The organism is Pseudomonas sp. NPDC078700, from assembly GCF_044542375.1.
Classification (GTDB): domain Bacteria; phylum Pseudomonadota; class Gammaproteobacteria; order Pseudomonadales; family Pseudomonadaceae; genus Aquipseudomonas.
The window spans coordinates 1,099,552-1,123,762 of sequence record NZ_JBITUI010000001.1 but is presented as its reverse complement, the minus strand read 5'-3'; the positions used below and the strand labels follow the sequence as shown (position 1 = coordinate 1,123,762).

The window sequence follows — 24,211 nt, the reverse complement described above, 5'->3', positions numbered from 1 at the left end:
ACGCTACCTATATCTACAAAATAGTGCAAAAAAACCCGGCGGTTGCCGGGTTTTTTTACAAACACAAAGCGTGTTGTGGTTACTGGATTAAGCGGCGAAGTTTTTCGCAACGAAATCCCAGTTCACCAAGTTCCAGAATGCTTCTACATACTTAGGACGCGCATTGCGGTAGTCGATGTAGTAAGCATGTTCCCAAACGTCGCAAGTCAGCAGCGGGGTGTCGCCACTGGTCAGCGGGCAGCCAGCGCCAATGGTGCTTGCCAGTGCCAGGGAACCGTCAGCTTTCTTGACCAGCCAGCCCCAACCAGAGCCGAAAGTACCGATCGAAGTTTTGCTGAACTCTTCTTTGAACTTGTCGAACGAACCGAATGCAGAGTTGATCGCGTCAGCCAGTGCGCCAGTAGGCTCGCCACCGCCATTAGGGCTTAGGCAGTTCCAGTAGAAGGTGTGGTTCCAGATTTGTGCTGCGTTGTTGAACACGCCGCCCGAAGAAGTCTTGATGATTTCTTCCAGGGTTTTGCCTTCAAACTCGGTGCCAGGCACCATATTGTTGAGGTTCACAACATAGGTGTTGTGGTGCTTGCCGTAGTGGTAATCCAGAGTCTCGGCGGAAATGTGCGGCTCGAGGGCATTTTTCTCGTACGGCAGCGGTGGCAATTCAAAAGCCATGGTTAATCTCCTACTCAGGTCATGTGCGGTGAGCGCAAGGCCGATCACGGACGGCCATACAATACAGACTGTGTGAAAAAGACTGCGTTCGGCGCTAGGTCGATTTAGCCCGACAAAAGCTACAGCTTGACGTTACGTCCGCCGAGCCTGTCAGTGTTCGCTGCGCTCTCTACATTTTCACATTAAGACTGTTCGCGTCGATGATAACTGTTTTAGAGCCTGTTCACCGTTTGGCCAGGCTCGCAACGACGCAGACCAGTGATCATAGCACCGGGATTGCGGCATAACCACGCAACAACTGTGTGGGAAAGCATCTGCGCTAGAGGTTTCAGCCGTTTACGGGTGTGAATAGGTTGAGGGTCAGCCTTCAAATAACTTCGCTCAGCAGCTGCCAGGCAATGCTTAACATCATGACTGCAACGCCTAAATCAATCAGCCGCCAGGTGATAGGGCGAGCCAACCACGGCGCCAACCATGCAGCGCCCAGTGCGAGGCTCATAAACCACAACAGCGAGGCACTTGCGGCCCCCATCACGTAGGCACCGGGTTCGGCTTGTTGCGCGCCGAGCGAGCCAATCAGCAGCACCGTATCGAGATAAACGTGCGGGTTGAGCAGGGTAACGGCCAATGTCGCCAGAATCACCGCTTTTAATGACCGTGGTAACGGCGAGCCCCCTTGATCCAGAGCCATTGGACGCCAAGCACGGCGCAGCGCCTGGCTGCCATACCAGAGTAGGAATGCTGCACCGCCCCAACGCGCAATTCCCATCAACGCAGGGCTTTGACTGAGCACTGCAGCCAAACCAAATACTCCTGCGGCCACCAAAACTGCATCGCATGCAATGCATAACAGCGCGGCCGGCAGGTGATGTTCACGGCGCAGGCTTTGTGCCAAGACAAAGGCGTTTTGTGCGCCAATCGCCATGATCAAGCCGATCGCCACCAGCAACCCATTGGAATAGCTTTGCCACATGGTTCTACTCCTTAGAGGCTGTTTGGCAACTCAACTGCTCCAGCACCTCCAAGGCTCGTTGGCCTTGGTTAATATCGACAAAAATATGGTCGTGGTAATAACCCGCAATCACGTTGCAACTGATGCTCTGCTCGGCCAGGGCATTGGCGAATGCAGCTGTCAGGCCGACGGCACTGAGCGCGGAGTGCACCTCCAGCGTGAGCCAGGCGGCGAGGTAGTCGGTCTTGAGAGAGAGTTGCTGTGCTTGCGCTTGAGTAACAATCACTGTGAGCCCTTCGTGCTCGCGAAAGCTGCCAAGGGGTTCGATCTCACCCAGTTGTTTTAGTGACTCGACGCTGCAAAACACATAGGTGCCTGGGTTTAGGGTTGGCTTCATGCTTTGCAGCAGCACGTGCAGTGATGTTTCACCCGACATGAACTGATTCCTGATGAATTGGATATAGCCAGTTTGTGTCCTGTGGATGTATAAGGAAAAGCAATATTGCTGATGTGTCATTAGGGAAACTGATGTGTTCGATTACAAGTTACTTGCAGCTCTCGCAGCCGTGGTTGAACAGGCAGGCTTTGAGCGCGCCGCACAAGTGCTAGGCCTGTCGCAGTCGGCAGTATCACAGCGGGTCAAGTTGCTCGAAGCGCGTGTGGGTCAGCCTGTGCTCGTACGAACAACTCCGCCGACGCCGACGGATGTCGGACGGCGTTTGTTAAACCATGTGCAGCAAGTGCGACTGCTTGAGCGTGATGTTCAGGGGCAAGTGCCGGGCTTGAATGACAACGCAGCACCTGAGCGTTTGCGAGTGGCCTTGAATGCGGACAGCCTGGCGACTTGGTGGGCTGCAGCGGTGGGTCAGTTCTGTGCAGACAAGAACTTGCTGCTTGAACTCGTGGTTGAGGACCAAGACGTGGGTTTGAAACGCATGCGAGCGGGTGATGTAGCCGCCTGCGTGTGCGCGACTGACCGGCCCGTGGCAGGAGCACGCAGTGTCTTGCTGGGCTCGATGCGTTATCGGGCTCTGGCCAGTCCGGCTTTCATGCAACGCCATTTCAGCCATGGCGTTAACACTCAGGCGCTGACGAAGGCACCTGCGATTGTATTTGGGCCTGATGACTTTCTACAGCATCGCTATCTGGCAGCGCAGGGGGTTGAAGGCGGTTTTTTGCACCACCTGTGTCCATCTTCAGAAGGCTTTCTACGTCTGGCTCAGGCCGGGTTAGGTTGGGGCTTGGTGCCTGAACAACAGGTGATAAACGAATTGGCAGCAGGTGAGCTGGTTGAGTTGCAACCACAACAATGGATTGATGTACCGCTGTACTGGCACCACTGGCGTAATGGTGGTGAACTGCTTGATCAGTTAACTGACCATTTGCTCGATGCTGCACGCGGCAGTCTGATCAGGCAATGATAATTTTTCCTGAACCTGGTAGTTGTTCAATCACACGCTCGCCGAGCAGCTTTGAAGGGGTGAAATAGCCGCCATCCCCTTGATATTGGAGTAAGTACTGTACCGCGTGAAGCACGCCATGAATGGTGACTTCATAGCCGTTGGCGGTCTCCAAGTGAGCTGTTTTCAGCTCTCCTGCACTATTACGCACTTCGCCCCAAAGCCATGTGCGCTGGTTTATACGTTGATCTTCACTCGGGCCCTTGATACAGGCTCCCGCCAAATTTTTTAACGCATTCTGCACCGCGCCCAAGCCTAATACTTTGCGCATGGGGTTGAGTAAACCCATGGTCGTGGCCACCGCCGGTGGCGCAGGTATATACACCTCGATATTGCCGATTGCAGTTGAGTGATAGGCGCTTGATACATCCCCCCAAGGGATGGTGACTGCCGACCTGGTCCCGCGACCAAAATCAATCTGCCGGCGCTTATAGCCCAAGGGCACATCGGTGATAACCCCTGCGCGGCGGATTTTTCCGCCCAGTCCCAAGCCTTCAATCGTGGTTTTCGCTGTTCCGGGAGACAATCCGCTGGCGGTTTGAAAACCCAGAGCCAGTCGGTCGGCATCAGGCATGGTTTGATGCAGGCAAGCCGCAATGCAATCTGTGGGAATAACATCAAAACCTACACCGGGGCAGAGCACCACGCCAGCCTCTCTCGCCTGATGATCGCGGACAAAGGCCCCTTCAAAAACACTGATCTCCCCGGTGATGTCGACATAATGGGTTTTGCTGCTCATACAGGCCTGAATCATTGCAGCGCTTGTTGCTGAGAAAGGCCCGGCACAATTGGCGACCACTGCCACATCGCGCAGCGCCTCGGCTGCCTGGGCCGGCTTTTGTGTGTCGAAGACCCTGCATTCAAGGCCATGCAGGCTGCCAAGTGCATGAATGGCTGCTGGGTTACGGCCAGCCAAAATTGGACTCAAGCCTGCAGCCATTGCCTGCGCAACAACTAAGTGGCCGGTATAGCCGTTAGCGCCATAAATCATCCACTTGGTCTTAGTCACGCAGCACGCTCTGCATTGATGTTCATTCAATAAAGGTTAGCAGCTTGAATCTGAGCCGCCCGGGTTTGGACCGTTTGGCACAACCAGCCTTTTGGATGGGGTTTGTCAGATATTTCCTACAAAGCTTTTAAGGCGCTTTGATTTAGGGTTGAGTGCCTATAAAAAACGGGCCGAATGCACGCCGACACTGCGTGTGTCTTGGCCGCCTGTAAAATCGTGCTGAAGAGGAATGTATGACAAACAACAGTAATGAAATTAAGTTTGGCGATGTGACTATCAAGATCTTAAGCAACAGTGCTGACCTGACAGTCTCGGAGCTTGAAATCCCGGTGGGGGCGATTGCTACGCCGCACCATCACCCCCACGAAGAGGTAAATTACGTGGTTCAGGGTTCGCTCGAATTTATGCGTGACGGTGAAACCCAAACCCTTGAGCCGGGGCAATCAATCAGAATCGCTCCCAATCAAGTGCACAATATTACCAATCACTCTGACGAGCCCGGTGTGGTGCTGAGCATCTGGACACCTTCGCGTAAGGATCTGATCGCCAAGTTGCCTTAGGTTGCTGACAAGCCTGAACACTTTCGACCTGGTTGCTTGCTGCCTGCCACTGCGTTTTGTGTGATGCCGCGCAGAAAGGCGGGCAGTGGCCTCCAGGATTCTGTACGAAAAGTGCCTAAGGTCGTGATTCTGGCCTGTTATGACAGGTGCTCTGGACAGCCATGCTGTTACAGTGCTGCACCAGTCAAAAACAACAAGTCAGGGTGCTCAATGAAAATTCTCGTCACCGGCGCAAGCGGTTTTATTGGCGGACGCTTTGCTCGTTTTGCCTTGGAGCAGGGTTTGACGGTGAGAGTCAATGGCCGTCGCCCCGAAGGTGTTGAGCACCTGATAAAGCGCGGCGCTGAATTTATTCAGGGCGACTTGAATGATCCTGAGTTGGCTCTGGCGCTCTGTGATGATGTCGAAGCCGTTGTACATTGCGCAGGTGCAGTCGGTGTCTGGGGTAAGTACGAGCACTTCCATCAGGCCAACGTTATTGTCACCGAAAATATCATCGAAGCCTGCTTGAAAAAACATGTGCGGCGTTTGGTGCACCTGTCTTCGCCGTCGATTTATTTTGATGGTCAGTCGCACCTCAACATCCATGAATCGCAAGTGCCAAAACGCTTTTCCGACCATTACGGTAAAACCAAATATCTTGCCGAGCAGCAGGTATTTGGCGCTCAGGAGTTTGGCCTTGAAGTGCTCGCCGTACGCCCACGCTTTGTGACCGGTGCAGGCGACACCAGTATTTTTCCGCGTTTGATCAAAATGCACAGCAAAGGGCGTTTATCGATTATTGGGAATGGCTTGAATAAGGTCGATTTCACCAGCGTGCAAAACCTTAATGACGCCTTGTTCAGCTGCCTGCTAGCGGCAGGACCTGCCTTGGGCAAGGTGTACAACATCAGTAACGGTACGCCGGTGCCGCTGTGGGATGCGGTCAACTATGTACTGCGCCAGATGGGCCAGCCGCAGGTCACTCGGCACATGCCTTATGGGCTTGCCTACAGCGCAGCGACGCTTAATGAAAGCCTCTGCAAGCTGCTTCCGGGACGACCTGAACCCGGGCTGTTTCGATTGGGTGTTGCGGTGATGGCCAAGGATTTTACGCTGGATATCAGCCGGGCACGGGAGTTACTCGATTATGATCCGCAGGTGAGTCTGTGGACCGCGCTGGACGAGTTTTGCCTTTGGTGGAAAGCCCATCAGCAAGGATGAGCACAATCAGATTCAGCCAAGGCGCTCAGGCGTATACACGTTGGCCGCGGTACATCCTAAGTGATCCGGTTGGTGCTTGCGGCGCACTATCACTTTGCTGAGGCTTGCTTGGTGTCAGCACTGCGTTGGGCATGTCACTGAACTGAGCAAGCTTTTGGCCCAATTGGCGGGTTTCTTCATTGCTGGAGCTGATGCACGCACTGAGCATCGCGCTAATGGCATCCGGTTGACTGAGGCGAATATCAATCGACATCTCCTCACGTAGGCGTCGACGTAAACTTTGCATGCAATCGAGTACGGCTTTATTCAACTCCATTGTTCACCCCTCGTAACTGTCAGATTCTTTTTAATTGAGAAACTTTGTACGGGCAGACACCGTCTTCATTGCGGCTTGACTGTCATTGGGGCGTGCAAGGTGCATACCAGATCACATAATGAGGAACTGTGCGGGCTCTGGCAGGTCGATCTGCTTAGGATTTGAACGGCTTCGGTGCGAGCTGCACCGGCATAGAGCAAAACTGCTTACAATTCTACGAATCGTTATACTAGGCGTCAGCAATATCTACCTGATCGCGACGGCCTATCCCGCAGTTGCTTATGCTTCCCTGGCCTGCCTTGCACGCTTGCGGGCGGTGATGCGATCCATAAGTTTTGTAGTCCTTTTAGTGTTTTTTGTTTGAAGGTTTAACCATGCGTAACGATGCTAATGATGAACTTGATGATGTACCTAGCTTGTCTGCCGGTACGCGTGAGCAAGAGGAGTACGTTCCGCCGCGCCGTGAACCCGTAGCTGAAGCATCACCTCGCCGTGCTGCTGCGCCGGTAAAAAGGGTCAGTACAGGTCCGTTGTGGGCATTGGTTGGTGCTTTGACGATCGCTTTTGCAGGTCTGGGCTGGTGGAGTTTTCAGCAGATCAACCTGATGGAGCAGCAGCTGGTTGCCACCCAAGAAAGCTTCGCGCGAATCAGTGAAGAAGCGGCAGGTCGGATCAAAGACATTTCCGGCAAAGTGGTTGCCACTGAGTCGAACGTCACCACCGGCAGTGAAGCGCTCAAACTGCAGGTCAAACAGCTTGAGAGCAAGCTGGCTGAACTGAACAAGCAACAGCTTGGCAGCAGTGGCCAACAGGGTGATCTGGACAAGCGCCTAGAACAAATCAGCAGCGATCTTAAGTCTCAGCAAAGTGATCTAAAGGCCCAGCAGGACGCCAACGCCGAGTTGGGTAAAACGCTGAAGGCGCTGACGGTTGAGCAAGGTGCATTGAGCGGCGCTCAGGCTGAGTTGAAAAGCTCTGTGGCCGATCAAGCCAAGCTGACGGCTCAGGTCAAAGACCTTAATGCGGACGTACAGGCATTGAAGAAGGTGGAGAATCCAACCAGAGCCATTAATGACTTGCAGGATGAGTTGCTGGTGCTCAAAAGCACGCTCGATAACCGTCCGGCACCCAAGAGCAATACCGCCGAGTTTGATGCTTTCCGGGCTCAAGTGACTCGCACCACTAACACCTTGCAGTCGCAGATCCGTAATTTGCAGGACCAAATCGACGCCAAATAACACTTTGCTGCAGAACTAAAAAACCCGCATCAGCGGGTTTTTTAGTTCTAGGTTATGAAGATTACAGGCGTGGGTAGTCGATGTAACCCACTGGACCAGAACCATAGAAGGTGTCTGGCTGTGGTTCGTTCAATGCCGCGTCTGTTTGCAAGCGCGCAGGCAAGTCAGGGTTGGCAATAAACGGAATACCAAAAGCGATTGCATCCGCTTTACCGCTTGCTATCCACTCATTGGATTGTGCTTTGGTGAAGCGTTCGTTGGCGATGAACACGCCGCCGAAGGCTTGCTTGAGGCTTGGCGCCAAGCTGTCGTCTGCGGCTTTTTCACGGGCACAGATGAACGCGATGCCACGCTTGCCCAACTCAGTTGCAACGTAGGTGAAGGTATCGCTACGCTGGGAGTCGCCCATGTCATGGGAATCAGCACGTGGTGCCAAGTGCACACCGACTCGGCCGGCGCCCCACACAGAGATGACCGCGTCAGTCACTTCGAGCAGCAGGCGTGCACGGTTTTCAATCGAACCGCCATAACGGTCGGTGCGCTTGTTGGTGCTGTCTTGCAGGAACTGATCAAGCAGATAGCCGTTGGCACCGTGAATTTCCACCCCGTCAAAGCCTGCTGCTTTAGCGTTTTCTGCGCCTTGGCGATAGGCCTCGACAATATCATCAAGCTCTTCAGTTTCCAGTGCGCGCGGCACAGGGTAATCACGCAGCGGACGCAGTAAGCTGACGTGGCCGTTGGCCGCGATTGCACTCGGTGCAACCGGTGCTTCGCCATTTAGGAAGCTTGGATCAGAGATACGGCCTACGTGCCAAAGCTGCAGAACGATTTTGCCGCCATTGGCATGGACCGCTTGGGTGATATTGCTCCAACCACGGATTTGCTCGTCAGACCAAATGCCTGGGGTATTGGCATAACCGACGCCCATTGGCGTTACGGCGGTAGCTTCCGAAATGATCAGGCCTGCGCTGGCACGTTGTACGTAGTACTCGGCCATCAAGGCGTTTGGTACACGGCGCTCATCGGCACGGGCACGGGTCAGAGGCGCCATGATAATGCGGTTTTTCAGTTCCAGGTCGCCGATCTTGATTGGATCAAACAGAGTTGTCATAGCATGGTTCTCCATCAGGTTTATTCGTTGAGTGCAAAAGTTGTAGAGGGTTCAGTGGCAGTTGCGTCATCAGGGCGACGCGTTTTAAAGGTCAGTAAAATTGCCAGCAGGGCTAATATCGCCAATGCGGCCGCGGCAAAAGGTACGCGGGCAAGGCCAAAGCCCTGGGCGATCACCACGCCGCCGAGCCAAGCGCCAAGGGCGTTGCCGACATTAAATGCGCCGATATTCAGGGTTGAAACCAGGTTTGGAGCGCCACCGCCATAAGTCACCACATTGACCTGCAACGCAGGTACAGCGGCAAATGCAGCGACAGCCCAGAAAAACAATGTGATCTCTGCGGGAATCAGCGCTTGGCTGGTCCAGCTAAACAGTGTCGAAATGATCGCCATGCTCGCGAATACCCCAAGCAAGGTGTATTTCAGGTTACGGTCAGCAAAGCGCCCGCCCAGCACGTTACCCAAGGTCAAACCCAAACCAATCAGCAACAGGGTCAAGGTGATGCCGTGGGGCGATACGCCGGTGACTTCGCCAAGCAGCGGGGCAATGTAGGTGAACAGGGCGAACATTGAACCCGAGAATAATACGGTGGTGCTCAATGCCAGCCACAGACCGGGGTTGTTCAGTGCGCGAATTTCACTGCGAAGGTCGGCTTTTTCGACGTCTTTCTGGTTCGGCAGGTAGCGCCACAAACCAATCAAGGCAAACACACCGATCAGCGTCACCGCCCAAAAAGTCGAGCGCCAGCCGGCCATTTGGCCAAGGGCTGTGCCAAGCGGTACACCCAGTACGTTGGCCAAGGTCAAACCGGTAAACATCAAGGCCACTGCTGATGCGCGGCGGTTCGCCGGTACCAGGCTGGCGGCGACCACCGAGCCAATCCCGAAGAAAGCGCCATGGCAAAGTGCAGTGACGATGCGGGCGGCCATCAGCATTTGGTAATCCGGTGCCAGCGCACAGAACAAGTTACCGGCGATGAAGATACTCATAAGCGTCATCAGCGCAGCTTTGCGCGGCCAGCTTGAGGTCGCCAATGCCATGATTGGCGCACCAATCGCAACACCCAATGCATAGCCTGTAACCAACCAGCCTGCGCCAGGAATTGAAACGGATAAATCTGTGGCGACCTCAGGCAGCAAGCCCATGATCACGAATTCTGTGGTGCCAATGGCAAACGCAGATAAGGCTAAGACGATTAGCGCGATGGGCATGCCCGCGACTCCGGTATCAATAGGGTGAATTTAGGATTTTGCTGATTCAAAGCTGTTTGCTGAGCTGATCCAGAAAGGCTTGAATGCATTGCTCATTGCGTTTGAAGAAATGCCATTGGCCAACTTTTTTACTGGTCACCAATCCGGCTTGCTGCAAGGTGCGTAAGTGGGCAGAAACACTGGATTGAGAAAGGCCAGTGCGTTGATCTATCTGGCCAGCGCAGACGCCCAATTCCAGCGGGTGATCTTGGCCGGCAAAATAGCTTTCCGGGCTTTTAAGCCATGCAAGAATGTCTCGGCGAACCGGATGGGCCAGCGCTTTGACAATTTCATCGATGTCGATCTGTTTATCGGTGCTCACGTGACTGACTCCGTGATCAGCAATGGCTGATCGGTTGCATATCGGCTTGAGGTGAACTTTATATCGGGTTGGCGCGATATACAGATCGTTTGCAGCGATAGCCTTCATCGACAGCATTGATAAGCCGTCTGAAGCAACAGAGCGGGGCGATTTTATGGGCACGGCAATATTGCAATGCATCGAGAACAGGTAAGCTGAAGGAATGAACTACCTTGCCCATCTACATCTTGGCGGAAACGCGCCGGCCCAATTGCTTGGCAGCCTTTACGGCGACTTTGTCAAAGGCCCGCTTGCGGGGCAGTGGCCGGCCGATATAGAAGCCGCTATCCGCGTTCATCGACGCATTGATATGTTCACTGACAGCCACCCGCTGCAGTTACAAGCCCGTGCTCGATTTCCTGTGGCGCGTAGACGTTACTCAGGGATTTTGCTGGATCTGTTCTTTGACCACTGCCTGGCGTTGCACTGGAAGCAATTCAGTGATGAGCCTCTGGCGCAGTTCACCGGTCGGGTCTATCAGGTTCTGATTGATGAACCAGAACTGCCAGGGCGTTTGGCCTACATTGCGCCGCGCATGGCAGCGCAAGACTGGCTAGGCAGTTACACCGACTTTAGCGTGCTGGAACAGGTCATCTACGGCATGCAGCGACGTTTGTCGCGCCCCGAAGGCTTGGATGGCTCAATGCGTGAACTGGAACAGCTGTATGAGCCATTGATGGCTGATTTCCAGCAGTTTTACCCGCAGTTGCAAGCTTATGTCGCTGAGCAGTTGATCAATACACCTTAGGCTGCTTCGAGCTCGCTATCATCGGTAACAGGCGCTGCGCTTGCGCCAAATAATGCGGCCGTAATTGCCGCTTGGGCTTGGCGTGCAAGCGCATTGCGGTTCAGTGCTGTGCTTGATATCGGTGGCAACAGTTGAATTTCGACCTGTGCGACCTCGCTACGAAACAGTCGCAGTAAGTGCGAGAGCATGTCGTCATCGCCAATAAAAGGGGCAATCTCATCGCGCTCGCCGTTACGCAGATACCGAATCGCCACGGGTTGCAGCGCCACCGAGCTATCAATCGCACTGCTCAGTAAGCGGCCGTGAAACGTGCGCACTGCCTGACCATCAGTTGTGGTGCCTTCCGGAAACATCAGCAAATTACGCGATTGTTGCAAGTGTCGACTGAGTTGTTGGTTAAGCAGCGAGCTATCACCTGCGCCTCGACGAATAAACAACGTGCCCGCTTTTTGCGCCAACCAACCCGCCACCGGCCAACTGCGGACCTCGGCTTTGGACAGGAATGAAAGCGGGGCGAGCATGCCGAGCAGGGGAATGTCGGTCCAGGAAATGTGGTTGCTGACCCACATCATGGGCGTGTCAGGCAGGCTGCCACTGACGTTGACGCGAAACGGCAGCGCCGCGCTCAGGCGCGCCATAAACCAGCGCGTCAGACGTTGCCGGGTGCCCATCAAATCATGCTTAACCACGCGTTCCGCCACGCTAATGAGCCCCGCCAATAATGTCCCAAGGGCAATAATTGCGAGTAAGCGTATGAGGCGAAGGTAAAGGCGCAGTTTAATCATCTGAGTCCCATGGCTGGCAGGTGGTCACGCAGGCGAGTGTACAAGGCGCTGAGGCCTGTGTGCAGTCATCAGTCAAAATAGTGCCAGCGCCAAAACCAGTTAGCCCACCGCTTTGAAGTGACGGGCATAGCGTGGGCATAGCTCGTCACGTTTCAACAGAATGAACACGTCGGCCACCTGGAAGTCTGGGTCCCAGCACGGCTCGCCACAGACCTTTGCACCTAGGCGCATGTAGGCTTTTAGCAGCGGAGGCATTTCGGCAATGATGTTGCCGGGCAAATCCAGATTCGGCAGCGGGGTTTTCGGTTCAGCCCGCAGGTGTTCGGTGCACAGATATCGCTCGCGCAAGCGCTGCATGATCGCTTGCGCCTGTATGCCGCCATCTTGCATCGGAATACTTGCACAGCCCATTAAATAACTATAACTGCCTTCGTTGAGCACTTCAGCCAACTCGCTCCAAAGCACTGCAATAGTGCCGCCGTTGCGATAAGCCGGGTCAACACAGGTGCGGCCAATTTCCAGCACCGGCCCTTGTAGATGGGCCAAACCGTGCAAGCTGAATTCTTCTTCGCTGTAAAAACGGCCCAGGCTTGCGGCTGCTTGGTGATCCAGCAGGCGAGTGGTCGCAACCAGTTCACCGCTGTTGAGATCACGTACACCAATATGACTGCAGTGAACGTCGTAGTCGTCCATGTCCAAGCCCTGCTCGGCACCCTTGAGCTTTGCATCAAATTCATGGCTGAATACGCGAAAACGCAAGGCTTGTGCCTCTTTCAGTGCGGCGCTGCCAAGTAAGCGTTCAGCTTGCAAGCGGCGAGTTGCGTTGCTGTTGTCGTGCGCTACCTGAGTCATAACCTTTTCTCCGTTAGCCGACTGTTGTCTGGGCTGTTTTTGAATCCTGTGATTCGAAAACTGGCGCTGTGCCTTGCAGTCGATCAATCTTGTTAGGCAAGCTCAGGCTAAGTAGGGTGAGTGTCACCACTGTGAAGGTTTGGTGATGCTTGTGTGACAGCGCTCGCCCGCTCAACGTGTGACGTGAAGAGGACTGACCAATGCTCTGGGAAAAATTATTGCAGCCCCATACGCGCATGGCGGATGGGCTTATGCTTGAAGACTGGTACAGCGCACTGTTGGAACAACTGACCAAGCCTTCAGCTCTTGAGTTAGCAGTGCTAGGTGGGCGGCTGGCGCCAACGCCAGGGCTGGCATTTCTGGCGGGTTATCAAGGTGCATTGCGTGCTCTCTGGCCATCTGCACCCTGGACCTTGGGCGCGCTGTGTGTCACCGAGAATAAAAGCGTGCGTCCTGCGGACATGCAAACACGCCTTAGCCAATTGCAACTCAGTGGCAAAAAAGACTTTGTCACGGCCGGTGATGCGGCGCAGTGGTTGCTTGTGGCCGCGCGCGAGGATGCTGACGGCCAACCACCCCGTGTGGCGGTGACAGTAGTAATTAGCGGCGCGCCAGGGGTGCAGGTTGAGCAACTGCCAGCACTGGGCTTTATGCCTGATGTCAGTCACGCCCGTTTGAGGCTCGAACAAGCGGGTTGTGAACGCTTACCAGGCGATGGCTGGGATGACTATGTAAAACCCTTTCGCAGCATAGAAGATCTGCACGTGCTGGCTGCAGTCAGCGCTTGGCTTTACGGTGTGGGTCAGGATTCAGCTTGGCCGGTGGATTTGCAGTTGCGCTTGCTGAGCCTGCTCAGTGGCTGTGCTGAGGTCAGCAGGGGAGGGGCCAATGCACCCACCACCCATGTCCTGCTCGGTGGACTCTTTGCCCAGTTCGCGGCACTTAACCCTGAGTTGGACAATGCCTTGGCGGCCGGTGATGCACATTGGGCAACCCTGTGGCAGCGCGATAAAGCACTCATGTCCATCGCCAAAACCGCACGAAATACGCGCCTGCAAAAAGCCCAAGCGCAATTGGCCATGCGGGCTGAGTAAGCGCGCCGCCGCGGTTTATCAATCATGTGCTCAATTGCCACTTAAACAGGCGCGTTCGGTGCTACTTCGGTCATATTGGCCATGCTAGTGTGCTGTCTCGAACTAACAAGAGGCGCACCAATGCCCGCTCCAACCCTCGCTAAATTAAGTCTCGCGCTGCTGCTGGCCACTGCCTGCGTGGCAGCGCATGCAGAGAATTGGCCGATACCTGATTGGTCGGCACAAACCCCTAGCCAGAGCACTGCGCAGCAGAGCGCGCTTACCGCGCTTGAGAACTATGCTTTTCCTGCGCGTGACGATGAAACCCGCAAAGGCGTGCGTACTGATGCTTTGCTCATCGTGCGTGATGGTCAGATTATTTATGAGCGCTATGCCGGACCAACCAAGGCCGGTACCCCGCACCTGACTTGGTCTGTGAGCAAGAGCATCTTTGCCGCTGTGTTAGGTGTTGCATATGGGCAAGGGCGGTTCAAGCTTGATGCACCGGTGGCTGACTATTATCCGGCCATGGCTGCGCACCCCACTATCAAGATGGGCCACTTGCTTAACTGGGCTTCGGGACTTGATTGGGAAGAGGACTACGAGTACGCGCCGCTTAAGTCATCAGTTGTCGCCATGCTTTATACCCGTGGTCGTGGTGATATGGCCGCTTTTGTTGCCAGTCACTCCAGTGATGCCGAACCGGGTCAGCGTTTTCGCTATTCAAGTGGCGATAGCACCATGCTGGCAGCCACGCTGAAAGGCATGACCCGGCCTGAGGAATACAAGAGTTACCCATGGACCGCTTTGTTTGAGCCGCTGGGTATCAATTCTGCAGTGTGGGAAACCGATCCTACAGGCACATTTGTCGGCTCGTCCTACGCCTATATGAGCGCACGGGATCTGGCGCGAGTGGGGCTGTTGATGCAACGTGATGGTCGTTGGGGGGAGCAGCAGGTATTGCCCAAGGCCTGGGTTGATTTCAGCCTCACACCCTTTGCCAACTATCAGCCTGACCCCGAGCAGCCCAATGATGCGATACCGGGTGGCCAGTGGTGGTTGAATCTTGCATTAAACGGCGCGGCCAAGCCTTGGCCTGATGCACCGGCAGATACCTTTGCCGCACTCGGCCATTGGGGCCAAAGCTTGTACGTGATCCCCAGCGAAAAGCTGATTATCGTGCGCTATGCCGATGATCGTGACGGCAGTTATCAGCATAATCAGTTGCTCAAACTTGCTCAGGCAGCGTTTGCGGAGGTGCAGCCATGATCCGCCGATTGCTTAGCCGATTACTGATCATTTTTGTGGCGCTGTTGGCTGTTTGGGGGTGGCTGAACCGCGAGCACTTGCAAGCATTTCCAGGCATTCTGGGGGGCTATACCGCTAAAGAATATTGCTCGTGCCGTTACGTCATGGACAACCCCGCCGAATACTGTGTCGGCTACGCCAAGCAGTATCTTCCGCTCAGTGGTTTTTTCGACGATGAGGCCCGTAAGCGAGTGACTGCGCGAGCGTTAGGCGTAAGCCAATCAGCTCAGTGGCTAGGACCGCGACAAGGTTGTCAGTTATTGCCACAAGCGACTGCTCTGCCCGAGTAACACAGGCTAAATCAGCTGCCAGTAGCAGGAGAGGCTTTGCAAGGCGCGTTCATGCGGCTATCGTTGGCCATGAGCCGCTTTGCTCAACCCTTGTGCAACTGATTAATTCGGAGACTTATGCGTCTGTTCTACGCCATGCTTCTGAGTATGTGCATCGCGCTGCCTGCTCAGGCAACTTGGTACCTGGACAATGAGTCTTCACGCCTGTCATTTATTTCGACCAAGAACCTTGATACCTCCGAGGTCCACCGCTTCCTGACGTTGCACGGTACGGTCAGCGACAGCGGTAAAGCCAGTTTGCGGGTTGAACTGGAGTCAGTCAGCACTGGGGTTTCATTGCGCGATGAGCGCATGCGCGCGTTCTTGTTTGATATCGAGAAATTTCCTCAGGCCACGGTGTCTGCGCAACTGGATATCCGGCCCATCAATACCTTGGCACCGGGCGCGCAATTGGAGTTGAGCCTACCGCTTACCCTGACGCTGCACGGCAAAAGCCATAGCTATACCGCTGAGTTATTGGCGACCCGCCTGGATGACCATCGTTTTCAGGTGGTCACACTTGCGCCTTTGGTGCTTAACGCTGCCGATTTCGATCTGCTCAAAGGGCTTGATGCGCTGCGAGAGGCCGCCGGGTTGTCAGCTATCAGCCGTTCAGTGCCAGTCGGCGCTGTGCTTATTTTTACTCAACGCTGATGCGAGGTCTCGTTTTTGATTGGCGCCAAGGTAATAGGTTTACCTTGCTCTGTGATGGCCAAGAATTTTTTCCACGAATGCTCGAAGCGATCGACGCTGCTCGACTGCAAATTGAATTCGAGCTTTACCTGATAGAAAGCGGTACCTGTGCAGATAAAGTGGTGCACTCGCTTTGTGCCGCGGCCCAGCGCGGTGTTGCCGTGCGCTGCCTGTTTGATGGTTACGGTGCTCAAGCGCTGTCGAAAGCAGATCGTACCTTGCTCGAGAACGCGGGAGTCGAGCTTCGTTGGTACAACCCGATCCGTTGGCGTCGGGGTATACGCAATTTTTACCGTGATCATCGCAAATTATTGTTGGTCGATGGGCACTTCGCATTTGTCGGCGGCACAGGTGTGACAGATTCCTTCTGGTGTACGGATAACCCAGACAGCGTCTGGCATGAATTGATGGTCGAAATCGAAGGGCCACTGATTGAAGATTGGCAACAACTGTTTGAGCGTCAGTGGCAAGCATGCAATGCGCGACTTGCCTGGAAGCCTAAAGCAACGCTTGGGCTTAAGCGCCTGCCCGTGGCACCGCCAGTAGGTGTCGGTCTGGGTCGGGTGGCCTATGCAGATGCCAAGCAGCATCGTGATATTTTGCAGTCCCTGGTCAGAGCGCTGCAATCGGCAAAAGGGCGCATTTGGTTTGCCACGCCTTACTTCTTGCCGACATGGAAAGTGCGCAGGGCGCTGCGTAAAGCCGCGGCCCGTGGTGTCGATGTGCGTTTGCTGCTCAGTGGCAGCCGCACGGATCACCAGCCAGTTCGGTTGGCTGGGCACCGTTATTATCCAAGGCTGCTGCGCGCAGGGGTGCAGATCTTTGAGTATCAACCGCGCTTCTCACACCAAAAAATAGTATTGGTCGATGATTGGGTCAGTATTGGCTCATGTAATTTTGATCACTGGAACCTGCGTTTTAACCTGGATGCCAACCTCGAAGCACTGGATACCGCGTTTACCCAAGCCATTGCGGATCGTCTTGAAACGGACTTCGCCGACAGTCGTCAGGTTGACTTGGACTTATGGCTCGCCCGGCCTTGGTGGAAGCGTGTGCAGCAACGGCTGTGGGGATGGCTGGACCGGGTCGCGGTAAACCTGTTGGATCGCCGCCGTTAGGGCATTGCTGGGTGAGTTAAGTGCAGCACTTTTGTTGGGGTTTAGTGGCTGACCAGCCGGACTATGCTCGGCGCATAACATTAAAGGGAATGGTTATGCGCTGTCCTCACTGCCTACTCATCGTGTTCATGCCCCTCAGTTTTGGGCTCACTGCCTGCTCAACACTCGGCGCATTTTTTGGAGAGACTCAAGGACCGGAATTTGTTGCCGAGCAACCCGCCGATTCAGAGCGGGTGATTGCCTACATATATCGGCCCAGGAGCGAGTGGGCTGATCAAGAACTTGAAGCGCCAGGGCTGTTTCTTAATAACCAGCTCACAGGCAGCTTGCCAAGCAATGGCTATCTTGCTTTCGAGTTTGACCCGGCCCATTACAAAATTGAATTTCGCCGACCATTGCTCGGCAGTTATTGGACCTGGTTCGCTGATGGGCCATTGGATTTCGTCAGAATTGCAAGCTTCAGTTTAGATAGCGAACCGGGGCAGGTTTACTTTTTCCGTTATGACGAACTCAATCCTCCGCCGGGGGTGAGTGAGGGGCCGGCAATTGGCGATGGTCCGCTACAGTTGGTATCGGCTTCAGTTGCCCAGGCGGAGATTGTTCATGCGCGGCAAGTACAACCTTTACGCAAGATTGACGCAGAGGTCGAGCAAGAGCGTCCACAGCGTAACTTTTGGCGTAGTGTTGGTGAGTCTTTGCAGCATATTGGTATTTGAATCAGTGATTTTTTACCGCCCATATGGAGGTTTGCAAGATTGCTTGACGTAGTCATCGGCTATTACCTGTCTACCCTGCATAGGGCAGATACTGATTGCCGAGATTAACGATCAAGCGAGGAGTGCGAACATGGCTGCGAAGAAGATTCTGATGTTGGTGGGTGACTACGTCGAAGATTACGAAGTGATGGTGCCGTTCCAGGCGCTGCAGATGGTCGGTTACACCGTTCACGCCGTCTGCCCCGATAAAAAGAACGGGCAGTTTGTCCGCACTGCAATCCACGACTTTGAGGGTGATCAGACCTACAGCGAGAAGCCAGGGCATAATTTTGTGCTGAACTTTGACTTCGCCGATGTCAAAGCCAAGGATTACCAAGGTTTGGTGGTTCCGGGCGGCCGCTCGCCCGAGTACTTGCGTCTTAACGCCGATGTGTTGAAGCTGGTGCAAGCCTTCGCCAAAGCTGAAAAGCCTATCGCGGCTGTTTGTCATGGTGCTCAGTTGCTCGCTGCAGCTGGTGTGCTCAAGGGGCGTGAGTGCAGTGCTTATCCGGCTTGCGCACCGGAAGTAACCTTGGCAGGGGGGACCTTTGTAGATATCGCCGCTGACCACGCCCATGTTGAGGGTAATCTGGTGACTGCACCTGCGTGGCCAGCTCACCCAACGTGGTTAGCAGGCTTTTTGATGTTGATGGGCGCTAAAATCACCCTGTGAAATGATTTCCGGCACTGAACAGTCGAGTCAGCGCCTCGGTTGTTCAAGCGGATTGAACTGCTACACGCAGAATGAGAGCAAACCTATGTGTGAGCTATACGTAAAAGCTGACCCGATTCTGTATGAGTCGCGTTCACGTTCGCTGCGCATTCGTGGGGTGGTGACCACCTTGCGTCTTGAAAATCAGTTTTGGGACATTCTTCGTGAAATCGCTGAAGTTGACGGTATGACCACCAATCAATTGATCAGCAAACTCTATGACGAGGTCATGGACTATCGTGGAGAAGTGGTCAACTTTGCATCATTTCTGCGGGTTAGCTGCAGTCGTTATCTCGCTCAGCGACGGAACAATGTGACTGAGTTGACTATGGTTGGGCGCGCTGGCTGAGCTAACGCTGGTATTTCTCCCAAAGCAAAACGCCCCGACTCGATCGGGGCGTTTTGTTTAAAGCATTGGTTCAGCTTACTTGACTTCAACCGCCAGACTTTCAGTGATCTTTTTGTTCCAGATCGCTGGGCCAGTGATGTGCACTGACTCACCTTTGGTATCGACCGCTACGGTGACAGGCATGTCTTTGACCTCGAACTCGTAGATCGCTTCCATGCCCATTTCAGGGAATGCCAGAACCTGCGATTTTTTGATCGCCTGCGACACTAGATAAGCTGCGCCACCCACTGCCATCAGATAAACCGCTTTGTTGTCTTTGATCGCTTCGATGGCGGTAGGGCCACGCTCGGACTTGCCGATCATGCCCAGCAGGCCTGTGCTTTCAAGGATCTGACGGGTGAATTTGTCCATCCGTGTGGCTGTAGTCGGACCTGCAGGCCCAACCACTTCGTCGCCAACCGGATCAACCGGGCCAACGTAGTAGATAAAACGACCCTTGAGGTCAACCGGCAGCTGTTCGCCACGGTTAAGCATCTCGACCATACGTTTGTGAGCCGCATCGCGACCGGTGAGCATCTTGCCATTTAGCAGGATGGTTTCGCCCGGCTTCCAGCTTTCTACGTCTTCTGGCGTGAGGGTGTCGAGGTTTACGCGACGAGCAGACGGGCCAGCTTCCCAGACGATTTCTGGGTAGGCGTCCAACGAGGGTGCTTCAAGCTCGGCTGGGCCAGAGCCATCCAGCACAAAGTGCGCGTGACGTGTGGCTGCGCAATTTGGAATCATGCACACCGGCAGCGAGGCCGCGTGGGTCGGGTAGTCCATGATCTTAACGTCGAGTACGGTGGTCAGGCCGCCAAGGCCCTGAGCGCCAATGCCCAGCTGGTTAACTTTTTCGAACAGTTCAAGACGAATCTCTTCGATACGGTTCTGTGGGCCGCGAGCCTGTAGCTCGTGAATGTCGATGGATTCCATCAATACTTCTTTGGCCATCACAGCAGCTTTTTCTGCTGTGCCGCCAATACCAATGCCGAGCATACCCGGTGGGCACCAGCCAGCGCCCATGGTCGGAACCGTTTTGAGTACCCAGTCAACGATCGAGTCAGATGGGTTGAGCATGGCCATCTTCGATTTGTTCTCGGAGCCGCCACCTTTGGCCGCGACATCAACCTCAACCTTGTCGCCGGGGACGATAGAGAAGTGGATGACGGCAGGGGTGTTGTCTTTGGTGTTTTTGCGTGCGCCAGCTGGGTCGGCCAGGATCGATGCACGCAACACGTTTTCAGGCAGGTTATAGGCGCGGCGCACACCTTCGTTGATCATGTCGTCAACGCCCATGGTCGCGCCATCCCAGCGTACATCCATACCTACGCGGATAAACACGGTGACAATGCCGGTATCTTGGCAAATTGGGCGATGGCCTGTCGCACACATGCGCGAGTTGATCAGAATCTGAGCCATGGAGTCACGAGCGGCAGGCGATTCTTCACGCAGATAGGCTTCGTGCATCGCCTGAATGAAGTCAACGGGATGGTAGTAGGAGATGAACTGCAGGGCGTCTGCTACGCTCTGGATCAGATCGTCTTGCTTGATCACGGTCATGCTTGGCGCTCCTTTATTTGGGCAGGAACTTGATGGGTGCACCGATAGGGCTATCCGGTGTGCGTACGGTAAAAAAGGGCACCTAGTATAGCGCGCAGTCGGGCTGGCGGGCACCCGCCTAATGTGGGCTACATTTTGCACATCGGTTGCTAGTTAGTTTCAAGCGTTAAAGGTACAGTAGTGGCAAGATGCCTTTATGGGATGGAATCCATGAGCAAAAGTGCTCAAGCCCTTGCTAGTCGCACCCTGCAGAGCCTTATGCTTAAGCGCTTTGGTATGGCAGTCTTTACCTATTTACTGGCGATAGCATTAGGGACAATTGCATTCAGGTACAACCAACTTGAAGTACCGCTGGCCAATTTTTTATTACTAATTGGCGGCGTAGTGCTGAGCCAGTTCGCGTTTTTGGGCATATTCCTATCAGGTAGAAACCTGCTGTTTCAAGACCCAAGCTTGACCGAACCCCAGGTGTTGGCTGCGCTCGTTTGGCAAACCCTGACCCTTGCCATACTCGATGATGCACGTGGCCCAATGCTGGTCATGTATGTGCTGATCTTGATGTTTGGGGTTTTCCAATTACCGCCCAAAGTATTTGTACGCTGCGCGATTGTGGCGTTTATCGGTTTTGCCGGTTTAAACCTTATTGATGCCTATCACCTCAAACTAACCAAGCCAGGGCTCGCGGTACTGGAGGTTTGTGTACTTAGCGTGGCGCTGGCGTGGCTGAGTTTGTTCGCTGGTTATGTCCATAGCATGCGCCAACGCATGCGCCAACGCCGCTTCGCGTTGCAGGCGCACCAAGACACCTTGCGCGGGATGATGCGTCAGCTTGAGGACCTGGCCTCGACCGATGAGCTCACAGGCCTGTTCAATCGTCGACACTTTCTCAATATCGCATCCCGAGAGTTATCCAGCCTGCGCCGTGGCCACCAGCACGGCTTGGCGTTGATTGACCTCGATCACTTCAAACGGATCAATGATGTCTATGGCCATGCTTCGGGTGACCGGGTACTACAGACGTTCGCCAGCGTGGCACAAACCTGTTTGCGTGATGGTGATGTGATTGCACGCTACGGCGGCGAAGAATTTGTGTTGTTATTGCCCGATACAGAGCCTGATCATTTTGTCGCCTGTTGTGAGCGTTTGCGTGAGACCTTTAGCCGGGCCGAGCCTTTAGGTATAAAGGTGGATAATCTGAGCTTATCGATTGGAATGACCTTGCTGAAAATGGACGACGACCTCGACGAAGCGCTTCATCGTGCCGATCAAGCGCTGTATCAGGCGAAACGCACCGGCCGCAACCGTTGTGCAGCCGCATGGGAAGGTGCAAGTGCCTGAGCTGCGCGTGGCAGACCAAGTGTTCGAGGTTCAAGCGGCAGCAAACCTTCTAGATAGCTTGCTCGATAGCGGTATAAAGGTGCCATACAGTTGCCGGGCTGGAAGTTGTCATGCTTGTATCCTGCGTTGTGTGGCCGGCGAGTTGCAGGACAACCAACCGCAGGCGCTAGGTGCGCAGAGCCGAGCCCAAGGCTGGCGACTGGCGTGTCAGTGCCAGATTGTCAGTGACGTGAGCATTGAGCTTTATGATCCGAACAAGCAGGCGAGCCGTGCCACACTTTCAGCCTGCGACTGGCTCAGCGCAGATGTGTTGCGACTGCGCCTGACCCCCGACAAGCCAGTGGCCTATCGCGCCGGTCAGCATGCCTTGCTCTGGACAGCGCAGGGTATTGCACGTCCCTATTCCTTTGCCAGCCTGCCTGATGTCGATCCCTGGCTGGAATTTCATATCGATTGCCGCCACAGCGGTGCATTTGCAGATGCTGCGCGCCGGTTTAGGGTCGGCGAGCACCTGCATATCGGTGTTGTCAGTGGTGGCGAACTGCACTATGAGCCGGATTGGCAAGAGCGCCCGCTGATTCTGCTAGCAGCCGGGACTGGGCTGGCCCCCTTGTATGCTGTGCTGCGCGATGCCTTGCAGCACCATCATCAAGGCAAGATCCGGCTTATTCACAGTGCCCATGATACCGAGGCACTGTACCTGCGCGAGCCCTTGCAATCACTGCTTGGCAGCGCACCACAGTTAGACGTCCAGCAGGTTAGCGCGGCTGAGTTGCCCGCGGCTTTGGCGCAACTGCGGCTTGTTTCACGGCAAACACTGGCCTTAATCTGCGGGCAACCCGGCAGTGTCGAGTTATTTGCGCGCAGCCTCTACATGGCAGGTGTACCGCGTAACCAGACTTTTTCCGATCTTTTTTTACCGCACGCTTAGTCATTTCACACGCTTGCGGACTGTTATCAGGAGTTCGCATGAGTGAGCACATACTGACTGAGCGCGAAGGCGGGGTGATGATTGTGCGCATGAATCGCCCAGAGAAAAAGAATGCGCTGACCCGTGCCATGTACAAACGCATGGCGGAGGCGATCAGTCAGGCCGATCAAGACTCCAGCGTGCGGAGCCTGTTGATCACCGGCGGACATGACTGCTTCACCAGTGGCAATGATGTTGCCGACTTCTTGCAAGCACCGCCTAGCGGGCTGAACAGTGAAGTGTTCATGTTCATGCAGGCGTTGTTTGACTTCTCCAAACCAGTGGTTGCTGCCGTGTGTGGCCCTGCAGTGGGCATCGGCACGACATTATTGCTGCATTGCGATCTGGTTTACGTCAGCCGCGATGCGACGCTGAAGATGCCATTTGTGAGCTTGGGGCTTTGTCCTGAATACGGCTCGAGTATGATTCTTCCGCGCTTACTCGGTCAGGCAAAAGCCGCTGAACTCTTGCTTTTGGGCAGTGCTTTCAGTGGCGAGCAAGCGGCTGCCTGGGGGATTGCCAATCAGGCGCTGCATGACGGGGCAGCGACCATTGCCAAAGCCTTTGATATGACCCAGCGTTTCAGCTCACTGCCACCTGCAGCGGTGGTCGACAGCAAGCGCTTGATGCGTGCATCCGATCGCGAGCAATTGCGTCAAGTCATCATCGAAGAGGGCGAGCTGTTCAGCCAGCGCCTGCACTCACCAGAAGCCCGCGAGGCCATGACTGCATTTATGCAGCGGCGTAAACCAGATTTTTCCAAGCTTTAATCAGCTCAAGTCCGGCTTGCAACTGGTTAATTTCCTGCTCGGTTACGGCGTCTATGTAACGTGGGGCGTTGTGCAGGCGAGCGATTAAGGCTGTATTGGATGGGATAATCCTTTGGTGGGTTTGCCCTATGTTTACTGCCTGATCAACACAAGATAATCGCCGTCTGGGGTGGGGGTGATCTGCTATTCGGCGTCTACTAAAATTGACGTCGTTGGTGCGCTCACCCTCCATTACTGTTCGATGATCTTGAAATGACCTGGATTGTGGGCTACCAACCTGTGCATATGCCCTCTGTGTTTGCTAATGCGGTGGACGCCCTATGGGCGTCGCCTGTTTATCGAAGTGCCAGCTTTTACGCTGGTGCTCTTAAGCGGTTTGTGGCTGATTGAACCGGCACGCTTCGAGGGTATTTATGCCTTGAAGGTCGTTGCAGGTTGCCTGGCTGTAATTGGCAATACCTGGTGCCTGATACCGGTGATGAAACGGTGCGCCGCGGCCGAACGTGATGAGTTTTCGGGTGTCATGCGCCAGTCCCGTCTAATCGATGTTATTTCCATTCTCGCCATTCCGGCAGGGGTGGTCGCATTCGTCTGTGGTTTGTATCTGGCCACACTGCGTTGAACTGTGGAATTTGGATAATTGGTTGTTTTTATACGGATCGTATATGATTCGTATATTAATG

General features: G+C 54.5%; 28 protein-coding genes. 17 read left to right on the top strand and 11 right to left on the bottom strand.

The features are described 5' to 3' along the window. Positions 1–87: 87 nt before the first annotated feature. The 3 genes from sodB to ACIGCM_RS05460 form a co-directional block, all read right to left on the bottom strand. Complete coding sequence (gene sodB / locus ACIGCM_RS05470; protein WP_010486246.1) at positions 88–669, bottom strand: superoxide dismutase [Fe]; 582 nt, start codon at positions 667–669, stop codon at positions 88–90. A gap of 367 nt (positions 670–1,036) precedes the next feature. After that, the gene (locus ACIGCM_RS05465; RefSeq protein WP_397500997.1) at positions 1,037–1,642 is read right to left on the bottom strand and encodes a LysE/ArgO family amino acid transporter; all 606 of its coding nucleotides are present in this window, start codon (positions 1,640–1,642) and stop codon (positions 1,037–1,039) included. A gap of 4 nt (positions 1,643–1,646) precedes the next feature. After that, the gene (locus ACIGCM_RS05460; protein WP_397500996.1) at positions 1,647–2,057 is read right to left on the bottom strand and encodes an ACT domain-containing protein; all 411 of its coding nucleotides are present in this window, start codon (positions 2,055–2,057) and stop codon (positions 1,647–1,649) included. A 94-nt stretch (positions 2,058–2,151) separates the two neighbouring features. Here ACIGCM_RS05460 and ACIGCM_RS05455 point away from each other — a divergent pair, with 94 nt between their 5' ends. Further along, positions 2,152–3,042, top strand: coding sequence for a LysR family transcriptional regulator ArgP (locus tag ACIGCM_RS05455; protein WP_397500995.1), 891 nt, complete (start codon positions 2,152–2,154; stop codon positions 3,040–3,042). Here ACIGCM_RS05455 and ACIGCM_RS05450 read toward each other — a convergent pair. Further along, a complete protein-coding gene (locus tag ACIGCM_RS05450) occupies positions 3,032–4,072 on the bottom strand; it encodes a saccharopine dehydrogenase family protein (RefSeq protein WP_397501117.1) in 1,041 nt (346 codons plus the stop codon). The two genes, ACIGCM_RS05455 and ACIGCM_RS05450, sit on opposite strands and share 11 nt — an antisense overlap. A gap of 251 nt (positions 4,073–4,323) precedes the next feature. On the opposite strand from ACIGCM_RS05450, the gene ACIGCM_RS05445 reads away from it, so the two are divergent. After that, positions 4,324–4,650 carry a cupin domain-containing protein gene (locus ACIGCM_RS05445; protein WP_397500994.1) on the top strand — a complete coding sequence of 109 codons (327 nt, stop codon included), beginning with the start codon at positions 4,324–4,326 and terminating at the stop codon, positions 4,648–4,650. A 210-nt stretch (positions 4,651–4,860) separates the two neighbouring features. Further along, positions 4,861–5,853 (top strand): NAD-dependent epimerase/dehydratase family protein, encoded by a 993-nt coding sequence (locus ACIGCM_RS05440; RefSeq protein WP_397500993.1) that lies wholly within the window; start codon positions 4,861–4,863, stop codon positions 5,851–5,853. Between the two features lie 25 nt (positions 5,854–5,878). Here the strand turns inward: ACIGCM_RS05440 and ACIGCM_RS05435 are convergent, their stop codons facing one another. Then, complete coding sequence (locus ACIGCM_RS05435; RefSeq protein ID WP_397500992.1) at positions 5,879–6,169, bottom strand: hypothetical protein; 291 nt, start codon at positions 6,167–6,169, stop codon at positions 5,879–5,881. Positions 6,170–6,543: 374 nt separating this feature from the next. On the opposite strand from ACIGCM_RS05435, the gene ACIGCM_RS05430 reads away from it, so the two are divergent. Next, on the top strand, positions 6,544–7,407 hold the full coding sequence (locus ACIGCM_RS05430; RefSeq protein ID WP_397500991.1) for an ATPase: 864 nt from the start codon (positions 6,544–6,546) through the stop codon (positions 7,405–7,407). A 61-nt stretch (positions 7,408–7,468) separates the two neighbouring features. On the opposite strand, the gene ACIGCM_RS05425 is transcribed toward ACIGCM_RS05430, so the two are convergent. The 3 genes from ACIGCM_RS05425 to ACIGCM_RS05415 are packed head-to-tail and all read right to left on the bottom strand — an operon-like array spanning position 7,469 to position 10,090. Then, positions 7,469–8,518 (bottom strand): alkene reductase, encoded by a 1,050-nt coding sequence (locus ACIGCM_RS05425; RefSeq protein WP_397500990.1) that lies wholly within the window; start codon positions 8,516–8,518, stop codon positions 7,469–7,471. A 20-nt stretch (positions 8,519–8,538) separates the two neighbouring features. After that, the gene (locus ACIGCM_RS05420; RefSeq protein ID WP_397500989.1) at positions 8,539–9,729 is read right to left on the bottom strand and encodes an MFS transporter; all 1,191 of its coding nucleotides are present in this window, start codon (positions 9,727–9,729) and stop codon (positions 8,539–8,541) included. A 46-nt stretch (positions 9,730–9,775) separates the two neighbouring features. Then, positions 9,776–10,090: an ArsR/SmtB family transcription factor gene (locus ACIGCM_RS05415; protein ID WP_397500988.1), complete on the bottom strand. Its 315-nt coding sequence runs from the start codon at positions 10,088–10,090 to the stop codon at positions 9,776–9,778. A gap of 202 nt (positions 10,091–10,292) precedes the next feature. Between ACIGCM_RS05415 and ACIGCM_RS05410 the strand changes: the two genes are divergently transcribed. After that, positions 10,293–10,877 carry an ACP phosphodiesterase gene (locus ACIGCM_RS05410; protein WP_397500987.1) on the top strand — a complete coding sequence of 195 codons (585 nt, stop codon included), beginning with the start codon at positions 10,293–10,295 and terminating at the stop codon, positions 10,875–10,877. On the opposite strand, the gene ACIGCM_RS05405 is transcribed toward ACIGCM_RS05410, so the two are convergent. After that, positions 10,874–11,662: a lysophospholipid acyltransferase family protein gene (locus ACIGCM_RS05405; RefSeq protein ID WP_397500986.1), complete on the bottom strand. Its 789-nt coding sequence runs from the start codon at positions 11,660–11,662 to the stop codon at positions 10,874–10,876. The two genes, ACIGCM_RS05410 and ACIGCM_RS05405, sit on opposite strands and share 4 nt — an antisense overlap. A gap of 99 nt (positions 11,663–11,761) precedes the next feature. After that, positions 11,762–12,514, bottom strand: a complete 753-nt coding sequence (olsB, locus tag ACIGCM_RS05400; protein ID WP_397500985.1) for an L-ornithine N(alpha)-acyltransferase — start codon at positions 12,512–12,514, stop codon at positions 11,762–11,764. Positions 12,515–12,714: 200 nt separating this feature from the next. On the opposite strand from olsB, the gene ACIGCM_RS05395 reads away from it, so the two are divergent. From ACIGCM_RS05395 to ACIGCM_RS05360, 8 genes are all read left to right on the top strand, one after another. After that, the gene (locus ACIGCM_RS05395; RefSeq protein WP_397500984.1) at positions 12,715–13,608 is read left to right on the top strand and encodes an acyl-CoA dehydrogenase; all 894 of its coding nucleotides are present in this window, start codon (positions 12,715–12,717) and stop codon (positions 13,606–13,608) included. A 120-nt stretch (positions 13,609–13,728) separates the two neighbouring features. Then, positions 13,729–14,856, top strand: coding sequence for a serine hydrolase domain-containing protein (locus ACIGCM_RS05390; protein ID WP_397500983.1), 1,128 nt, complete (start codon positions 13,729–13,731; stop codon positions 14,854–14,856). Beyond that, on the top strand, positions 14,853–15,185 hold the full coding sequence (locus tag ACIGCM_RS05385; protein WP_397500982.1) for an amidase: 333 nt from the start codon (positions 14,853–14,855) through the stop codon (positions 15,183–15,185). The genes ACIGCM_RS05390 and ACIGCM_RS05385 overlap by 4 nt, the downstream gene beginning before the upstream one ends. Positions 15,186–15,290: 105 nt before the next feature. Further along, on the top strand, positions 15,291–15,878 hold the full coding sequence (locus ACIGCM_RS05380; RefSeq protein WP_397501116.1) for a YceI family protein: 588 nt from the start codon (positions 15,291–15,293) through the stop codon (positions 15,876–15,878). Further along, positions 15,878–17,035 carry a phosphatidylserine/phosphatidylglycerophosphate/cardiolipin synthase family protein gene (locus ACIGCM_RS05375; protein ID WP_397500981.1) on the top strand — a complete coding sequence of 386 codons (1,158 nt, stop codon included), beginning with the start codon at positions 15,878–15,880 and terminating at the stop codon, positions 17,033–17,035. The genes ACIGCM_RS05380 and ACIGCM_RS05375 overlap by 1 nt, the downstream gene beginning before the upstream one ends. A gap of 128 nt (positions 17,036–17,163) precedes the next feature. Continuing rightward, on the top strand, positions 17,164–17,751 hold the full coding sequence (locus tag ACIGCM_RS05370) for a DUF2846 domain-containing protein (protein WP_397501115.1): 588 nt from the start codon (positions 17,164–17,166) through the stop codon (positions 17,749–17,751). 130 nt (positions 17,752–17,881) lie between these two features. Next, entirely contained in the window at positions 17,882–18,463 is a 582-nt protein-coding gene (locus ACIGCM_RS05365; protein ID WP_397500980.1) for a DJ-1/PfpI family protein, read from the top strand. An 85-nt stretch (positions 18,464–18,548) separates the two neighbouring features. Further along, positions 18,549–18,851 carry a ribbon-helix-helix domain-containing protein gene (locus tag ACIGCM_RS05360; protein WP_397500979.1) on the top strand — a complete coding sequence of 101 codons (303 nt, stop codon included), beginning with the start codon at positions 18,549–18,551 and terminating at the stop codon, positions 18,849–18,851. Positions 18,852–18,926: 75 nt separating this feature from the next. On the opposite strand, the gene ACIGCM_RS05355 is transcribed toward ACIGCM_RS05360, so the two are convergent. After that, entirely contained in the window at positions 18,927–20,450 is a 1,524-nt protein-coding gene (locus ACIGCM_RS05355; protein WP_397500978.1) for a fumarate hydratase, read from the bottom strand. Between the two features lie 210 nt (positions 20,451–20,660). Between ACIGCM_RS05355 and ACIGCM_RS05350 the strand changes: the two genes are divergently transcribed. From ACIGCM_RS05350 to ACIGCM_RS05335, 4 genes are all read left to right on the top strand, one after another. Beyond that, positions 20,661–21,788 (top strand): diguanylate cyclase domain-containing protein, encoded by a 1,128-nt coding sequence (locus ACIGCM_RS05350; RefSeq protein WP_397500977.1) that lies wholly within the window; start codon positions 20,661–20,663, stop codon positions 21,786–21,788. Further along, a complete protein-coding gene (locus tag ACIGCM_RS05345) occupies positions 21,781–22,719 on the top strand; it encodes an iron-sulfur-binding ferredoxin reductase (RefSeq protein WP_397500976.1) in 939 nt (312 codons plus the stop codon). The genes ACIGCM_RS05350 and ACIGCM_RS05345 overlap by 8 nt, the downstream gene beginning before the upstream one ends. Positions 22,720–22,757: 38 nt before the next feature. Next, a complete protein-coding gene (locus ACIGCM_RS05340) occupies positions 22,758–23,528 on the top strand; it encodes an enoyl-CoA hydratase (protein WP_397500975.1) in 771 nt (256 codons plus the stop codon). A gap of 304 nt (positions 23,529–23,832) precedes the next feature. After that, positions 23,833–24,150, top strand: coding sequence for a hypothetical protein (locus ACIGCM_RS05335; RefSeq protein WP_397500974.1), 318 nt, complete (start codon positions 23,833–23,835; stop codon positions 24,148–24,150). Positions 24,151–24,211: the final 61 nt, after the last annotated feature.

Bases quoted from the DNA above. Each gene is read 5' to 3' on its own strand.
- sodB (WP_010486246.1), bottom strand. From the start codon at position 669: ATGGCTTTTGAATTGCCACCGCTGCCGTACGAGAAAAATGCCCTCGAG.
- ACIGCM_RS05465 (WP_397500997.1), bottom strand. From the start codon at position 1,642: ATGTGGCAAAGCTATTCCAATGGGTTGCTGGTGGCGATCGGCTTGATC.
- ACIGCM_RS05460 (WP_397500996.1), bottom strand. From the start codon at position 2,057: ATGTCGGGTGAAACATCACTGCACGTGCTGCTGCAAAGCATGAAGCCA.
- ACIGCM_RS05450 (WP_397501117.1), bottom strand. From the start codon at position 4,072: ATGATTTATGGCGCTAACGGCTATACCGGCCACTTAGTTGTTGCGCAG.
- ACIGCM_RS05445 (WP_397500994.1), top strand. From the start codon at position 4,324: ATGACAAACAACAGTAATGAAATTAAGTTTGGCGATGTGACTATCAAG.
- ACIGCM_RS05440 (WP_397500993.1), top strand. From the start codon at position 4,861: ATGAAAATTCTCGTCACCGGCGCAAGCGGTTTTATTGGCGGACGCTTT.
- ACIGCM_RS05435 (WP_397500992.1), bottom strand. From the start codon at position 6,169: ATGGAGTTGAATAAAGCCGTACTCGATTGCATGCAAAGTTTACGTCGA.
- ACIGCM_RS05430 (WP_397500991.1), top strand. From the start codon at position 6,544: ATGCGTAACGATGCTAATGATGAACTTGATGATGTACCTAGCTTGTCT.
- ACIGCM_RS05425 (WP_397500990.1), bottom strand. From the start codon at position 8,518: ATGACAACTCTGTTTGATCCAATCAAGATCGGCGACCTGGAACTGAAA.
- ACIGCM_RS05420 (WP_397500989.1), bottom strand. From the start codon at position 9,729: ATGCCCATCGCGCTAATCGTCTTAGCCTTATCTGCGTTTGCCATTGGC.
- ACIGCM_RS05410 (WP_397500987.1), top strand. From the start codon at position 10,293: ATGAACTACCTTGCCCATCTACATCTTGGCGGAAACGCGCCGGCCCAA.
- ACIGCM_RS05405 (WP_397500986.1), bottom strand. From the start codon at position 11,662: ATGATTAAACTGCGCCTTTACCTTCGCCTCATACGCTTACTCGCAATT.
- olsB (WP_397500985.1), bottom strand. From the start codon at position 12,514: ATGACTCAGGTAGCGCACGACAACAGCAACGCAACTCGCCGCTTGCAA.
- ACIGCM_RS05395 (WP_397500984.1), top strand. From the start codon at position 12,715: ATGCTCTGGGAAAAATTATTGCAGCCCCATACGCGCATGGCGGATGGG.
- ACIGCM_RS05390 (WP_397500983.1), top strand. From the start codon at position 13,729: ATGCCCGCTCCAACCCTCGCTAAATTAAGTCTCGCGCTGCTGCTGGCC.
- ACIGCM_RS05385 (WP_397500982.1), top strand. From the start codon at position 14,853: ATGATCCGCCGATTGCTTAGCCGATTACTGATCATTTTTGTGGCGCTG.
- ACIGCM_RS05375 (WP_397500981.1), top strand. From the start codon at position 15,878: ATGCGAGGTCTCGTTTTTGATTGGCGCCAAGGTAATAGGTTTACCTTG.
- ACIGCM_RS05370 (WP_397501115.1), top strand. From the start codon at position 17,164: ATGCCCCTCAGTTTTGGGCTCACTGCCTGCTCAACACTCGGCGCATTT.
- ACIGCM_RS05365 (WP_397500980.1), top strand. From the start codon at position 17,882: ATGGCTGCGAAGAAGATTCTGATGTTGGTGGGTGACTACGTCGAAGAT.
- ACIGCM_RS05360 (WP_397500979.1), top strand. From the start codon at position 18,549: ATGTGTGAGCTATACGTAAAAGCTGACCCGATTCTGTATGAGTCGCGT.
- ACIGCM_RS05355 (WP_397500978.1), bottom strand. From the start codon at position 20,450: ATGACCGTGATCAAGCAAGACGATCTGATCCAGAGCGTAGCAGACGCC.
- ACIGCM_RS05350 (WP_397500977.1), top strand. From the start codon at position 20,661: ATGAGCAAAAGTGCTCAAGCCCTTGCTAGTCGCACCCTGCAGAGCCTT.
- ACIGCM_RS05340 (WP_397500975.1), top strand. From the start codon at position 22,758: ATGAGTGAGCACATACTGACTGAGCGCGAAGGCGGGGTGATGATTGTG.
- ACIGCM_RS05335 (WP_397500974.1), top strand. From the start codon at position 23,833: ATGCGGTGGACGCCCTATGGGCGTCGCCTGTTTATCGAAGTGCCAGCT.